A 15,830-nucleotide genomic window follows, 5' to 3' on the forward strand; every position below is an offset into this window, starting at 1 on the left:
GTGTTATTATGTACAGTATTTAAAAAAAGAAAACGCTGACATTCAGGAAAGTTCTCATAGACAGCGCCATAGGGTATTTATTTTCGACTAAGAAACGAGCAATATTATCACTCAGTAGTAGTCATGGGGTGTCAGGGGTCGGAGGTTCAAATCCTCTCACACCGACCAACTTCTCTGCTCCCCGCAGTATTACGTACTTTCTATCTCCACTGTTCAGCCATTAAAATTTTTCACTCTGAAGCAAACTAAAGCACCATATTGAACTGCGTCTCAGAGCGACTCTAATGCTTGAAAGCGCTATTCTGATAAAATGTCATTTGGCTAATCTAGCCAAATCTTGTTGCATTCTTATAAAACTATATGGGCTGGTCGCAGCGAACACCATTAAACATCATATGTTCGGCTGGGTGATCTTTAATGCGCTCGCTCGCCGTAGCAACTATCAATTCAAGCATTCTCTAAAACCGTTGTTGCGTCATTCGCTTTACTCTCACTTGATGTCACGCACTGGCGAAGGCCGAGGGAATAAGTTGCTTTCTTTATTCCAAAAAAACTCAACACCATGGAACTTACGAGCAGGGATTATGATTAAAAAAATTAGTATTGCATTGATGTTCGCCGCGCTAGTAGCTGCTGGTTGTAGTGATAAAAATACTGCCTTATCACAATCTCAAAGGTCTTCCTCATCGAAACAAGATGGTGGAAACGCTAAGCAAAAACAACCTGCAACGCCGGTAGGGTATGTAGATCTCACTTTGCAGCAAATTCCTACCTTAACTAAAATTCCAGGCAGAGTAGTACCATACCAAGTCGCCCAAGTAAGGCCCCAGATAAGCGGCATTATACAGTCTCGCTTGTTTACCGAGGGCGCGTTAGTTAAAGAGGGCGACCAGCTTTACCAAATTGAGCCTAATCGCTACCAAGCCGAGGTAGATTCTGCACAAGCAGACCTTAATAACGCCCAAGCGAGAGTGAACAATGCCCAGTCCGTTGTTGAGCGATACGATAGCTTGGCCGAATCTGACGTGTTAAGTCAGCAAGTTTTCGAAGATGCGCAAACAGAGCTAATGCAAGCAAAAGCCGCGGTAATGCAAAGTGAAGCCCAGCTCAAGCGCGCGAAAATAAACCTCGCTTATACCAAGGTTTACGCACCAATCACTGGCTACATAGGGCCTTCAAGTGTAACTAAGGGCGCGCTGGTGTCGCAGCAGCAAGAACAAACCCTTGTCACCATTCGTCAATTAGACCCTGTTTATATTGATTTCTCTGTCTCTGCTAGCGATAGGCAGTTGATAGGCTCGCAAAATGATACTTCGCAGAACCAATCTGTAAGCTTATTTTTAAACTCAGGAGAGCGGTATCCCCAAGTTGGCAAAATAATAGCCACAGATTATGCGGTTGATAATCAAACAGGCACTATTCAAGTTCGCACCGAGTTTGCTAACCCTGAAACTGCTCTTTTACCTGGGCTATTTGTGCGCGGTGCAATTAATGACAGCGCTGCAGACCCGGTTATTATTGTTCCGCAAAAAAGCGTAAAAATTGGGGCGAACGGTAAAAAGCATGTGTGGGTGATAGACGCCGACAACAAAGCGCGCGAACGAGAGGTTACCACGGGCACGGCGTTTGAAAATAAATGGGTTATTGAAAATGGCTTGAAGCAAGGTGAGCGGCTAATTGTTGAGGGCACAATGACATTAGCCGACGGGCAACGTGTTAAGCCGCAAAAAGTGACTCAGGAGGGTGACCGAGAAGCTAATCAAAAAACTAATCAAAAAGCTAAACAGGAAGTTAAGCAAAAAACCAATAAGAGCGCTGATGACCAGAATGCACAGCCGACAGGGAAGGCGCAATAATTATGTTTTCTCGCTTTTTCATCAACCGCCCTATTTTTACCGCTGTAATCGCACTTCTTATTATGGGAAGCGGCGCTTTTTCAGTGATGAATCTTCCGCTAGAGCAGTATCCAAATATTGCCCCACCTAAAGTTTCTATTAGCGCAAGTTACCCTGGTGCATCGGCAAAAACCATGGAGGTTACGGTTACTCAAGTCATTGAGAAGAGCCTTACGGGTATCGACAACTTGCGTTACATTCAGTCGCAAAGCTCTTCTGCCGGTACGGCGTCAATTACCTTAACCTTTGAGCCAGGTACCGACCCCGATATTGCGCAGGTACAAACCCAGAACAAAGTATCCCAAGCGCAATCTGCGTTACCGCCCATTGTGCAGCAGCTTGGTATTGCAGTAGAAAAGGCAGGCAGCAGTTATGCGCTGCTGGTCAGCTTTTTCTCAAAAAGTGGCGAGATGAACCGCAATGAGATTTCAGATTTTTTAGTATCGAATCTTGAAGAGCCATTAAGTCGGGTGAATGGGGTGGGGCAAATACAAACCTTCGGCCCTGAAAACGCCATGCGCATATGGCTTAATCCTAACGCCATGAACAATTACAACGTAACCGCACTCGATGTCACTAGTGCCATTGAACAACAAAATGTGCAGTTAGCAACGGGTGAAATTGGCGGAGCCCCATCGGTAGAAGGCCAACAACTTAATGCCACTATTACTGCTCAGTCGCTGTTATCCACGCCTGAAGAGTTTGAAGCTATTTTATTACGTTCAGATTTAAACGGTGCGAACTTAACGTTGGGAGATGTTGCTCGTATTGAAGTGGGTGCAGAAAATTACAGGGTGCTTGGTCGATGGAACGGAAAGCCCGCGTCGGGTATCGCCATTGAGCTTGCGCCATCCGCTAATGCGCTTGCCACAATAGAAGCGTTGAAAGCACGAATTGATGAATTTGAAAGCATCATTCCAGATGATTTGGGTATTGCTTACCCTGTCGATACGTCACCTTTTATCCGCGCGTCTATTCTCAATGTGCTTGAAACCCTCGTGATTGCGGTGGTGTTAGTGGTGCTAGTGATTTACATCTTTTTGCAAACGCTAAGAGTTACTTTAATTCCGGCTGTTGCCATACCTGTTGTTTTGCTTGGTACATTTAGCTTTTTATTGCTGTTTGGTTATTCCATTAACGTACTTACCATGTTTGCCCTTGTGTTAGCCATTGGCATGTTAGTAGATGACGCCATAGTGGTTACCGAAAACGCCGAAAGAAAGCTTGAGGAAGATGAAAGCCTGTCGCCTAAAGAGGCGGTAAAAAATGCGATGGCAGAAATTTCTTCCGCACTGGTGGGTACAACGGTAGTCATTTGGGCGGTGTTTTTGCCCATGGCGCTATTTAGCGGCTCGGTTGGCGTTATTTACAGGCAGTTCGCTGTTACCATATCAGTTGCAATGGGGATATCACTGTTCATTGCCCTAACTTTATCGCCAGCCCTTTGCACACTGTTGCTGCAATCTGGAGGCAAGAAACAAAGCGGTAAGGTGCTGCAATGGTTTAATACTGGCTTCGACAGTATCAAAAATCGTCACAATTCCCTGTTAGAAAAGTTGCTGAACAATAAAATAATTTTACCTGCTGTGTTCATTGTATTGGTGGCAGGAAGTATGTGGATCTTCGGACGAATTCCTACCTCGTTTTTACCCGAGGAAGATCAAGGCCGAATGTTTACCTTGGTGTCTGGGCCGCCTGGCTCAACGCTTCAGCAAACGCGAGAAAAAATGGCCAAGCTTGAAGACTTTTATCTCAACGAAGCAGGTGATGCAGTAGGGGGTTTATTTACTGCCGCTGGTTTTAGCTTTGCAGGGCAAGCGCAGAATGTAGGTATTGCTTTCGTGCAAATGAAAGATTGGGAAAAGCGTGGCGAACAAAACAGCGTTTTTAAAATAAAAGAGCGTGCCGCTAAGGCGTTGGCTCCGGTGAAAGACGCCATGATTATTCCCCTGGTACCGCCGCCTGTGAGTGCGTTAGGTAATGCCAGTGGTTTTCAGCTACAGCTGATTGACCGCGAAGGAGCGGGTCACGAGGCAATGAAGCAGGCAACTCAGCAATTATTAAAAGCTGCTAACGAAAGCCCGCTACTCTCTCAAGTTCGCTTTAATGGTCTTGCTGACAACCCTCAATACAGCTTAGATATAGATACGCCAAAGGCGCTAGCGCTAGGGGTTCCTATATCAACTATAAATCAAACGTTAAGCGTTGCCCTTGGCGGTCGCTATGTGAATGATTTTGTCGATAGCGGTCGCATTAAACGGGTTTACGTTCAGGCCGATAATGAATATCGAATGCTGCCTGCCGATATCGATAATTGGTATTTGCGCAACAGTAGCGATGGCATGGTACAGCTTAGTCAAATAGCAGAGGGGAAGTGGTCTTACGGCCCGTCTAAGTTAACGCGCTTCAATGGCGGGTCTGCAAGAGAAATTCAGGGCTCGACGCCACCTGGAGTGAGTTCGGGCGAAGCGCTAAAAGAATTAGAGCGAATTGCAGAATCACTCGATAACGGTTTTGAAATTGCGTGGACGGGGTTGTCTTACGAAGAAAAAGAAAGCGGTAGTCAAACGTTGCTGCTTTACAGTATTACCGTAGTGGTGGTGTTTATGATTTTAGCGGCCTTGTATGAAAGCTTGGTGATCCCGGTTGCTATTATACTGGTGGTGCCATTAGGTATTTGCGGTGCCGTTTTAGCAACGTGGTTAACGGGTCAATCTAACGATGTGTATTTTCAAGTAGGGCTGTTAATGACCATTGGTTTAGCGGCTAAAAATGCTATCTTGATTGTGGAGTTTGCACAGCGCAACTACGGCCAAGGGATGAGCGCTTACGACGCTGCCATAAACGCCGCAAGTCAGCGTTTTCGCCCCATTATTATGACATCGCTTACGTTCATTTTAGGCGTAATGCCACTAGCGTTTGCCTCTGGCCCGGGCTCAGGTGCACAAAATGCAATTAGCATAGGCGTACTTGGCGGGATAACCATGACCACAGTGTGCGTTGTGTTCTTTGCTCCGTTTTTGTTTGTGTGGGTACGTCGCATTGGTAAAGGGTCTAACGGTAATACTGAAAAGGCCAGCTAGAACTGTATCAACCATCAAAGGCACACTGGTATTACAGGATTAACTAAAGCGCCTTTATTCAACATGAGGGCGCACACCAAGGATTAAGGTTATGTTTGTATTATCATCAAACGCCATGCTGCCGAGCAGTGCGGAATTAAGTAGCAGTTTATTAATTAACAAGCTACAACTCACAGCGTCTTCATTGGTGCAAAGCACTGATGGTGGAGGCGCTATTTCCAGTCTATCTAATGCGCAATCGCTTTTAGCCCAGCTTTGGGAGAGCTTTGTTTATCGCTTGCCTGGTTTAGCCCTTGGCATTGTTGTGATGGCTGTCTTTATCTTTTTAGCCCCTCATGTTTCCAACTTACTTGTAAAGCCTATGACGCGAACGACAACGTCGCCTCTACTGCGCTCTGTTATTCAACGAAGCATCAGCTTAGTGCTTATGCTACTTGGCATTTACTTATTTTTGTTTTTGGCGGGTTTAACGGGCTTTGCCATCGCGGTTGTCAGTGGGACGGGTGTCGTAGGGCTTATTTTAGGTTTTGCGTTTAGAGACATTGCAGAAAACTTTATTTCAAGCTTACTGCTCACTATCCAGCGGCCTTTTCGCATAGGCGATATTGTTCAGATAAATGATTTTACGGGCATTATTCAAAAAGTGACGGCACGTGCCACTACATTGGTAGATTTTGATGGTAATCACATTCAAATACCTAACGCGACAATTTATAAAGGTGTGATAAAGAACTTAACGGCTAACCCGCTAATGCGAGGACACTTTGTTATTGGAGTAGGGTACGACGCTGATATTCAGCTAGCACAACAAATAGCGCAGAGTGTGATTGGCGAACAGCAAAACGTACTGACCGATCCAGAGCCTCAAACGCTTATCGATACGCTTGGTGCCTCTAGCTACAATGTGAAAGTGTATTTTTGGGTAAATGTAGAGAAAACCAGCGTGCTGAAAATGTCGTCTGTGCTTATGCGCAACATCACCACGGCTTTCTTAGATGCCAATATTAGTATGCCTGACGATGCAAGAGAACGGATATTTCCACAAGGCCTTCGGGTTGAAACCGCGTCAAATCAAAGTGAGGCTGGTGGAGATGAAAAAGTGAGTCAGGTTAATGATGCTTCAAATAACAGTGAGGGTGAAGCATCACGTTCTAGCGCTAATCAAGCCAAACATAATCATAACGTGAAACAAAATAGTCGTTTCTCAGATGATGATGTAGCGTCTGAAGCTCATGAAATTAGAGAACAAGCACGTAACTCTAGAGATCCAGAGGGGGGCGAGAATATTCTTTAAGTAGTTACAGCGGTAGCAGGAAATCAACTAAAAAAGCGCCAAACCTTGGCGCCTTCTATGACTAATCACTTTCAATAAACCTGCTGTGAGAGGTCATCACCCAGCAGGTTTTTTATCTATTTTCTAACCGATTGAAGTCTAAATAGCCAAATTCAGTAGGGTAGGTGTTTTTAAAATAGCTGTGCATGTTGTCAGCATAGTCCCAGAATTTTGGGTTTGTGCGTCTTACGCCGTAGGTGTCTAGCAAAGCTGCATAATCCGGTTCTGACCCCATTTTATTGATGCGCGAGGCGAGGTCTTGTAGCTCGGATATTTCTACCTGCAAAAACGCATTTGGGTGAGAGGTCATAAATCCACTGGCGATAGTGACGGTGTCTTCTTCTGGTAAACGCCTGTCTTCCTCATTAAACAAATGCGAAATATTGGTGTGGGCGCTGTGTCGCAGCATAGTGTAAAAGTGTTGTTCATCGCTTGATTTGTCATAAACCCGCACTATGGTGGACTCAGGAAGAAGCGAAATATTTTTGCCCTTAAGCGAGTTTATGGTGTTAAAGCTAGCGATAGCCTCTTTTTCTTTAAACCCGTTATTTAGGTAATGTCGCTCGCTGATTGTGCCAGTGAATTTACGCTTCATAGAATCGAGTAATTCTTGATAAGGGTTGTCGGTTTTGTACTCAATATTAGTTTCTATCTTTGATGTATTGCCTTTATACACAAATTCTTCAACTTCGCTTACCGAGCCGCGATACCATTTGTTTCTAATCTTGTCTCTGGTTTCACTTGGTAGTAACGCTAAAAAGTTGAATTCGCCTTCCATACGCAAAAAGTCCATATACATTCTACTGTTAAGCTGGTGGCCAACGTTGCCGTACACGTCGTAACCCGCAACTAATAAATAGTGAATGCGCTCAAATAGTGGGTAAGTTAATACCCACGCTGTTTGTGGCGTATCTCCAACAAGCCCTTTAACTACGCTTGCGGCATCATTATGCCTAAAGATAGTTAACGCCATATTTTCATTCTCGCCATCACCGTTCCACAGTAAATCAAGATCGATGCTTAACTTGTCTTTTATTTTAGTATTGATGAATTCAGATTTCGCGTTTAAATATTCACGCTCCATCGCGGCATAGTTCATCCATGCTGTGGGTAGGGCATTGCTTTGCTCTTCAGCAGGCAGCTCAATATTTTGAAGTGCTTGTTGTATAAATTCGCCGTTATTTTGAACCAAATCTAAATCTGGCTCAGAAAAAACAACCCAAAAATGATCGTTTATCACGTTTAGCGCCATTTGCCCGCGGCACACTGGGCCTTTGATAAATTGCATGATGGTATTTTGCGCCTCATCAAGCATATAGTTGTATCTAGCGTTTATTGGCAAATTGGCAAATGTAATAAAGGGGTTAGAGGCCTCTTCAGGCTTATACGACGGCATTGAGGTAACTTCATAATCGTCGTTTAAAAACCAGTCTTCGTATTTGTCCATGCGATCGCTGGTAAGTAATACTGGCATATGCGACTTGTGCACTCGCGTTTGTTTTAGCGGCACTATTCTGTAATACACCCGCTCTACGCCAGGGCTGTCGAAGGGCCGACGGGTATGAATACTTTTAATGGGTTGTCCCGGGGGTGTGGCTGAGCGAACCAGCTTGAAAAACTGTTGAGGTTGCTGCTCGTCAAAATGCAGGTGCACAAGAAAGAGATGTTCAAATAAATAACGGCTCATTAATTGAGACTTTAAACTGTCGCCGTTTAAAAAGGCTTCCCACGCCATAATCTGCTGCTGATTTTCTTCTGTGATAACAACGTCATCACTGCCTTTGCCGCCTTGAGCAATCCAATTGAGAATGAGCGCGTTTTCTTTTTTGTCTAATGCTGGCAGTGCATATGGCATTCCCCATAATGGGTAATCCTCTTTGTAGTCATTGATATCGTCGATGGTAGGGCATTGATATGCTCTGTTGATATTCAACGGGTAATCTTCTTTACTGAGAAGCGCCGGTGTCTCGCTGGCTGTTTTTACCGGCGTATCTTGTTTTAATTGCAGCAGGTGGGCAATAACGCTTGATGATAAGTTTTCATTGGCCGCGGTTTGGTAATCTGCGGATGACAAGCCATTTGTGCTTGTTTGGGGCGTATCAGAATTAACTGCGAAAAAGTTCTTGTCTCGCCATTGGGCTAGCGTATGGCCGTCTTCGAATAGTCGAGTTAAGTTGGCTTCTATGAGCCTTTCACCATCGTAAACCCGCTCTTTGCTCGCGCCTCGTTCAATACCGGAATAAGAGCCCATTTTGAGTTGGCAAGGTGCATCATAACAAGCATGGCAAACCACACAGCGCTTGGCTAACACAGGCTTTACGTCGTCGTGATAATTAACCACTTCACTTGTACGCGGCACTGATACAGGTAGCGACTTAGCTTTGATGGGCGTTTGGAAAAAATGATAAATGCCTGACCCAACTAATAGCACAACGATACACCAAATGGAGATGGTCCATTTACTCATGCAAAAACTCTCTTTAACTTTATTTTGTAGATGGCTGTACTTTTAGTGGGTAGTGATTACCTGAATGTTACGGCTCGGTAATCATGCGTACACGCAATTTTGTACTGCCTTTATTACCAACTATACAGCAGCCCGAGGGCAGGTGGTAGAAAAGAGGAGAAATGTGCGTGTGCAATCGCAAAAAGGGGGCCATCTCTCCCGTTTCATAGATATTTTTCTATCATTTGATCTAAGCAGGGGGTAAGTCAAACCAAAGCGCCTCAATGGGGCTGTTTGCTTGTATCTGAACTCGCTCATTTGCGCCAACAGCAAAGGCATCTCCATCACTGAAAGTATGAACATCAAATGCCTCTGCGCTTATGCTATTACTATCAGCGCCCTCTTTATCAGTACTATTTACTTCAGCGTCACCACTGACAATGTGCAAATAGCCCGTTCGATTCGCGGTGCTTAAGCTATAACTCTCTCCCTCATCTAACATTAGCCTAGAGATACTGGCATCTTGATTTATTGATAGGGTGCCATCGCTGCCTTTGGGAGTAACTAAAGGAGTAAGCGCACCTTTTTGTGCCACTGCGTTTTGTTCGTAGCTTGGCTCAATGCCTTTTTTATCCGGTAAGATCCAGATTTGTAGAAACTTTACTTTCTCATTTTTTGAAGCATTAAACTCTGAGTGGGTAACGCCTCGACCTGCGCTCATGCGCTGAATATCGCCTGCAGGCACCACATATTTATTGCCGCTACTGTCTTCATGTTTTAGCGCGCCTTCAATAACGTAAGACACTATTTCCATGTCTCGGTGCCCATGAGTGCCAAACCCTTGCCCCGGCATGACTTCATCTTCATTAATCACCCGTAACGCCGAAATACCCATATGCTGTGCATCATAGTAATGTCCAAATGAAAAGCTATGCTTACTTTGTAACCAGCCTAAGTTCACGTCGCCTCGTTCGTCTGCTTTTCTAATATAAATCATTTGAATGTCCTCACTTCATTTCAATAAGGTCACTCTAGTCCAAACGATGGATTTAAAAAATGGCTTTAAAAAGGTTGTTTCATTCTTTTTATTAGAATGTATTGCGAGTCGGTTATTAACGGCCGTTATATTTTTACACTTCTGTGGGTTCTTTTGATAATGTGACGTAGTGCTCACTACATAACAAAGTAGTGAACATGGCGTGTTTTATCTTAATTCGTTTTATTGGAATGAATGATGCGTTTTTAACATATTTATTTTGTTGCGCTTTCATTCAATACTTCGGCTTAGCATTTGTGATGTTTAACTAAGTCAGCCAAACCTATATCGAAGGAGAAAACGAATGAACACTATTTTATTATTGAAATCGTCACTTAATGGTGACCAAGGAAATTCATCTATCTTAGCTAACGCGCTGGTAGAAAGAATCAAATCCCAATCTGAACAAAATAGCCAATCAGATAATGGCGTAACGGTGATAGAAAGAGACCTTGCTGCTGATGATCTACCTCATTTAACGCAAGCTGAAATGGCTTCATGGGCTAATAAGAGCGAAGATGAACTCGCCACTTTATCAGATACGTTAATTAATGAGTTAAAAAGCAGCGACACTGTTGTTATTGCCATGCCTATGTACAATTTTGGCGTGCCCTCTACATTTAAAGCCTGGGTCGATCGCATAGCGCGTGCTGGCGTTACCTTTCAGTACACTGAAAACGGCCCCGTCGGATTGCTGGAAAACAAGAAGATAATTGTTGTTGCCGCGCGAGGCGGTATTTATCAAGGTACACAAAAAGACACCCAGTCTCAGTATCTAAAAGATTTCTTCGCTTTGATTGGCCTTACTGATGTTTCTTTTATCTATGCTGAGGGCCTAGCCATGCCAGACGGTGAAGCGCGAATGAAAGCAGCTGAACAGGCTGTCAACGAGTTTAGTGTATAGGTATTCATTCTAGCGTTAATGCAGGTAAACGAATGGCCTCTTGGTCATTCGTTTACTGTTATATGAAACATCCTATCTTCAATTAAGTTGCCATTCTCAATTTTCTGGCAATATACTTTAGTCTAAGTGGAGTGGTCATCTCAAACGTTATGGTTCGACAGAGCATGTTCCTAGATAATGCACACGGAAATTATTCACTGTCTTTGCAGGGGGAAACGGTATATTGCGATTATGCCGATGGGTTCAATTTAAGTGGCGTTCGAAAACTCACCCTCGACATTCTTTCATTAACCGCATCGTTAAATGCATGGGTGCTTTTTCAGCGCCCTACAGAAACTGCGGGCATTACTCATGATGCGATTGGCGAAATGATGGCGGGATACTTTGCTTTTCAGGAGGCCGGCTGCAACGCGGTGGGTATTGTCGAAAACAGTATATTTGTTTACGCAGGTTCACCGCATAGGCCTTCAAATCTCACCATGCCGTTTATGATTGATAAAGACGAGGCAAAAATTCAACACTGGCTTTCGCAGACACGCTTATCATCTCGCTAAATGTTTATTTTGTGTTAAACCTTCTTTTTCGTCTTTTTATCGCTTATAGCAGTCCTAAATTTTTAAAACGCCGTATTCTATGTCTCAGAAAACTGATGAAGTGCGCGTGCTGCGCGGAGTAAAAATATGGTTAACACCGATAATAACAACAAAAATCAACAGACGCCCTATAACAAAAAAGCACCTTGGGTAGCTCATATTATTGTCTCTATCGTTATCCTCATCATCGCTGCGCTAATAGTGAAAGTGATGTTTTCCAGTAAGCCAGAGGCAAGGAAGTGGGGAGGAAGTCAAGCTGCTCCCACCGTCGCCGTTGATGTCATGGATCTTACTATCGATAACTACGAGGTATGGATAGAGTCTTACGGTACGGCCCAACCGCTCACACAAACCGAACTTGTAGCCGATGTCTCCGGTCGCGTGGTATCGGTTGCCCCTAATATTCGAGCTGGGGCGTCATTTAAAAAAGGTGATGTTCTTGTTCGATTAGAAGACAGAGACTTTCGCATTGAAGTGGATATTGCAAAATCTGCGGTTGCAGAGGCTAACGTAAGCTACTTGCAAGAACTGGCTGAAGCCGACTTTTCAGCGCAACAATGGAACAAGCAGCCTAAAGGTGAGGCCGCTAAACTTTTGGCGTTGCGCAAACCTCAGGTTGCTGCTGCACAAGCGGCGCTTCGCGCAGCAGAGGCAAGACTAATGGGCGCCCAGCTAAATCTTGAGCGAACCGTTATAAAAGCGCCTTTCGATGGCATGGTGCTAAGTCAGTCAATTGATGTTGGACAAGTTGTGACTCCATCACAAACTATCGCGTCTATCTACAGTACCGACGTTGTTGAAGTTAGGCTTCCCATTAAAACCGCAGAGCTAGAATACTTTTACCTAGGTGAAAACGGTTCTGGCTCTGCTCAAAATCCCCGCGTAAGACTATATGGCGACTTAGGCACTAAAACCTATCAATGGGAAGGCGAGATTGTGCGAAGTGAAGGCGCTTTCGACCCTACCACCCGTATGTTATTTCTTGTGGCTCAGGTAGAAGCCCCTTTTCAAGGGACTCAGCAAAGACCAGCTCTGCGAGTAGGTCAATTTTTGAGTGCTCGTATCGAAGGGCAGAAACTCAATGATGTGTTCGTTATTCCTCGCCAAGCTGTGTCTCAGAACAATATGGTAAGTGTGGTGGATGAAGGTGTGTTAAGAAAAAGGCCCATCACTCCATTATGGACCGACGATAAAAACGTGATTGTTTCTGCCACCAATTCTCAAGTTACTGGCAATGCGAGCAATGTGTTAACGCCAAACGATCAGCTAATTCTTACCCCCACGGCCAACATTCCCGATGGCACTAAGGTGAAGTCACTGGCCGATAGCTTGCCAGAGACATCGTCAGCTAAAAAATCGCTTCAGGCAAAGACTGCTGACAGTGCAAAAAACACTGAACAACAGTAGGAGTTGCCAACATGATTGCATGGTTTGCTAAAAATGATGTGGCGGCTAATATTTTACTTGCCGTCATTTTTATCTCAGGGCTATATGTCGTATCAAACCATATCCCTGTTGATTTGTTTCCCGAATTTGAACAGCGCAGCGTGCGCGTTACTATGTCTCTGCCTGGCGCATCGCCTCAGGAAGTAGAGGAAGGGATCACCATACGTATTGAAGAGGCGGTTCAAGACCTAGAGGGAATACGAGAACTTAATTCATCAAGCAGTGAGGGTAGTGCATCTGTCACTATCGAAGTTGAGGAAGGGTATAACGTTAGGGAAATGCTTGATGATGTAAAAATAAAAGTGGACGCCATCAATAATTTTCCGGTTGATGCTGAGAATTTACTTATTCAGGTGCCCCAATGGCGACGAGACGCCATTGGTGTAGTGCTATATGGCGATTACGACCCCATAACGCTGCGCCGATTAGCAGACACAGTGCGCGATGAATTGGCAGCCATAAACGAAATCTCTCAAGTTGAGGTGGGGGGAACGCTTCCCTTTGAAATTTCTATTGAAATTCAAGAGTTGGTGCTTAGAAAGTACGACTTAACCTTAGAGCAGGTTGCTACCGTTATTCGTCAAAACGCAACCGATGTGTCAGCAGGTAACCTAAAGACCGAAGGCGGTGATATTTTCATACGTAGCAGAGGCCAAGCCTATAACGCTGATGAATATGCAAATATTCCTATAGTCACCACGCAAGACGGTACAATGATAAAGCTGGGTGACCTGGCTAATATTGTCGATGCCTTTGAAGAGACGCCCCTTAAAACACGGTTTAACGGCATGCCAGCTGTGGAAGTAGAGGTGTTTCGCACCGGTGATGAAAGTATTATTGAAGTTACCCAAGCGGTAAAAGATTACGTAGTAGCAAAACAATCTCAAATGCCCGAAGGGTTAAGTTTAGATTTTTGGCGAGACAGAAGCGAGCCAATTAAGGCTCGCCTTGCTACGTTATCGACTAGTGCATGGCAGGGAGCGCTATTGGTGATTACCTTACTTGCCCTATTTTTACGTCCATCGGTAGCGTTTTGGGTGTGTTTAGGCATCCCAATGAGTTTTATGGGGGCATTCTTACTGATGCCTGTTTTCGATGTTACCCTTAACTTAATGAGTCTATTCGCCTTTATTCTGGTGCTGGGCATAGTGGTGGACGATGCCATTGTTACCGGTGAAAATGTTTACGCCCACTTAGAACGGGGTGAAAACCCTCTCGATGCGGCCATTAAAGGCACGCAAGAAGTCGCGGTACCGGTTACGTTTGGTATTTTGACTACCGCGGCGGCTTTCTTACCACTCGCGTTTCAAACAGGCAGGGGAAGTTGGTATGCGGCAATTCCGTTTGTAATCATCCCTGTATTGCTGTTTTCTTTAATTGAATCGAAATTTATTTTGCCCGCTCACTTAAAGCATGTGAAACCCCGTGGCGACAAACCTGCCTCAAAACTGTCAGAAATTCAGAAGAAGGTTGCTCGCTCTTTAGAAGTGCTTATTGAACGAGCGTATCAACCTGTATTAGCGCGCGCAATGCAGTGGCGCTATGCATCGTGGGTACTCATGTTTGCAGTGCTGGTAATTATTATAGGCTCTATCGCCAGTGGGCAAACCAAGTTTGTTTTCTTTCCAAGAGTTCAAAGTGAGGTGGCAACTGCTACTTTAGTGATGCCTGCAGGAACGGCATTTGAAAGCACGGATCGCATCGTAAAATCTATCACGGGTCACGCTCAAGCACTTCGCGAGGAGTATCTTGATGAAGATACTGGCGAGTCAGTCATTCGAAATATTTACTCCGTGAGTGGTGGAAGAAATTCAACCACAGGTAGAGTGCAAATTGATTTGGTGCCGCCTGAAAAACGCACGGTAGACGTATCTACGCGAGAGGTGGTTAACGAATGGCGCAAACGTGTTGGTCAAATTGCTGGTGCAGAACAGCTTAACTATCGCGCTGAAATTGGTGGATGGGGCGGCTCGCCCGTAGATGTTGAGCTTAAAGGCAGAGACACCAATGCACTTAACGAGCTTGGGGAAAAGCTGAAAACAAAAATGGGTGAATATGCGGCTGTTTTTGATATTGAAGACTCGTTGTCAGATGGTAAAGAAGAACTTCAGCTTGAATTAAAACCCGAAGCCCGACTGTTAGGATTAGACTTAAACACGGTGGCAAGGCAAGTTAGACAAGCGGTGTTTGGGTTTGAAATTCAACGTATTCAGCGAGGACGAGAAGAGGTACGCGTGATGGTGCGTTACCCACTTCAAGCTAGACAGTCTATTGAAACCCTCGAACAAATGATGATCCGCATTGGGCCGAACCAAGAAGTGCCACTTTGGCAAGTGGCAGATGTGATCCCAGGGTTTAGCCCAGACAGCATTTTGCGGGTAGATAGGCAGAGAACCCTATCGGTTACCGCAGATTTTGATAAAAAGAACGGTGACTTAACGCTGGTGCAATCAGAACTAAACGATTGGTTATCTGAGCAGCTAGGTCAGTACCCTGGCGTAAGTTTTGAAATGGCAGGTGAAGCACGAGACCAAGAAGAGTCGTCTCAAGGGCTAATGGTAGGAGGAGCAGGTCTGGCAATACTGATTTATATTTTGTTAGCCATTCCGTTTAAGTCCTATTCTCAGCCGATAATTGTGATGTCTGTTATTCCTTTTGGTCTTGTTGGCGCGGTAATTGGTCACTGGATCATGGGCATGGACCTAACGCTTTTAAGCTTTATGGGCATGCTCGCGCTGTCGGGGGTTGTGGTGAACGACTCATTAGTGTTGGTAGATTATATAAATCAAAAGCGCCTCGAAGGAGTCGCTCTTAAAAAAGCAGTTTTTGATGCTGGTGGTAGACGCTTTAGGCCTGTATTACTTACATCACTAACGACTTTCGCGGGGCTAATGCCGCTGCTATTTGAAAAGTCTACTCAAGCTCAGTTTCTTATTCCAATGGCGGTAAGCCTAGGTTTTGGCATTCTGTTCGCGACCGTGATCACTTTATTTATTGTGCCGCTAAACTACCTTATTCTCGAGGATATAAAACACTATTTTAGAGGGTACGGTAGAGACATGAAGGGGCTAGTAAAAGGAAAAAACGCGTAAAG

At 44.7% G+C, this 15,830-nt stretch carries 9 protein-coding genes; 7 read left to right on the top strand and 2 right to left on the bottom strand.

Going from position 1 to position 15,830, the window contains the following annotated elements:
* Nucleotides 1–584: 584 nt before the first annotated feature.
* From V7R39_RS12970 to V7R39_RS12980, 3 genes are all read left to right on the top strand, one after another.
* Entirely contained in the window at nucleotides 585–1,856 is a 1,272-nt protein-coding gene (locus tag V7R39_RS12970; protein WP_334031178.1) for an efflux RND transporter periplasmic adaptor subunit, read from the top strand.
* A 2-nt stretch (nucleotides 1,857–1,858) separates the two neighbouring features.
* Nucleotides 1,859–4,978 (top strand): efflux RND transporter permease subunit, encoded by a 3,120-nt coding sequence (locus tag V7R39_RS12975; RefSeq protein WP_334031179.1) that lies wholly within the window; start codon nucleotides 1,859–1,861, stop codon nucleotides 4,976–4,978.
* A 91-nt stretch (nucleotides 4,979–5,069) separates the two neighbouring features.
* Entirely contained in the window at nucleotides 5,070–6,272 is a 1,203-nt protein-coding gene (locus V7R39_RS12980) for a mechanosensitive ion channel family protein (protein WP_334031181.1), read from the top strand.
* A 112-nt stretch (nucleotides 6,273–6,384) separates the two neighbouring features.
* On the opposite strand, the gene V7R39_RS12985 is transcribed toward V7R39_RS12980, so the two are convergent.
* Together V7R39_RS12985 and V7R39_RS12990 are read right to left on the bottom strand one after the other, a co-directional pair.
* On the bottom strand, nucleotides 6,385–8,778 hold the full coding sequence (locus V7R39_RS12985; protein ID WP_334031184.1) for a fatty acid cis/trans isomerase: 2,394 nt from the start codon (nucleotides 8,776–8,778) through the stop codon (nucleotides 6,385–6,387).
* Between the two features lie 229 nt (nucleotides 8,779–9,007).
* Entirely contained in the window at nucleotides 9,008–9,754 is a 747-nt protein-coding gene (locus V7R39_RS12990) for a pirin family protein (protein ID WP_334031186.1), read from the bottom strand.
* 343 nt (nucleotides 9,755–10,097) lie between these two features.
* Here V7R39_RS12990 and V7R39_RS12995 point away from each other — a divergent pair, with 343 nt between their 5' ends.
* The 4 genes from V7R39_RS12995 (at nucleotide 10,098) to V7R39_RS13010 (ending at nucleotide 15,828) form a co-directional block, all read left to right on the top strand.
* Nucleotides 10,098–10,697, top strand: a complete 600-nt coding sequence (locus V7R39_RS12995; RefSeq protein WP_334031188.1) for an FMN-dependent NADH-azoreductase — start codon at nucleotides 10,098–10,100, stop codon at nucleotides 10,695–10,697.
* Between the two features lie 164 nt (nucleotides 10,698–10,861).
* Nucleotides 10,862–11,251: a hypothetical protein gene (locus tag V7R39_RS13000; RefSeq protein WP_334031189.1), complete on the top strand. Its 390-nt coding sequence runs from the start codon at nucleotides 10,862–10,864 to the stop codon at nucleotides 11,249–11,251.
* A 126-nt stretch (nucleotides 11,252–11,377) separates the two neighbouring features.
* A complete protein-coding gene (locus V7R39_RS13005; RefSeq protein ID WP_334031190.1) occupies nucleotides 11,378–12,697 on the top strand; it encodes an efflux RND transporter periplasmic adaptor subunit in 1,320 nt (439 codons plus the stop codon).
* 11 nt (nucleotides 12,698–12,708) lie between these two features.
* Complete coding sequence (locus tag V7R39_RS13010) at nucleotides 12,709–15,828, top strand: efflux RND transporter permease subunit (protein WP_334031191.1); 3,120 nt, start codon at nucleotides 12,709–12,711, stop codon at nucleotides 15,826–15,828.
* Nucleotides 15,829–15,830 lie beyond the last annotated feature (2 nt).

This window comes from Alteromonas sp. P256 (genome assembly GCF_036864455.1).
Taxonomy (GTDB): Bacteria; Pseudomonadota; Gammaproteobacteria; order Enterobacterales; family Alteromonadaceae; genus Alteromonas.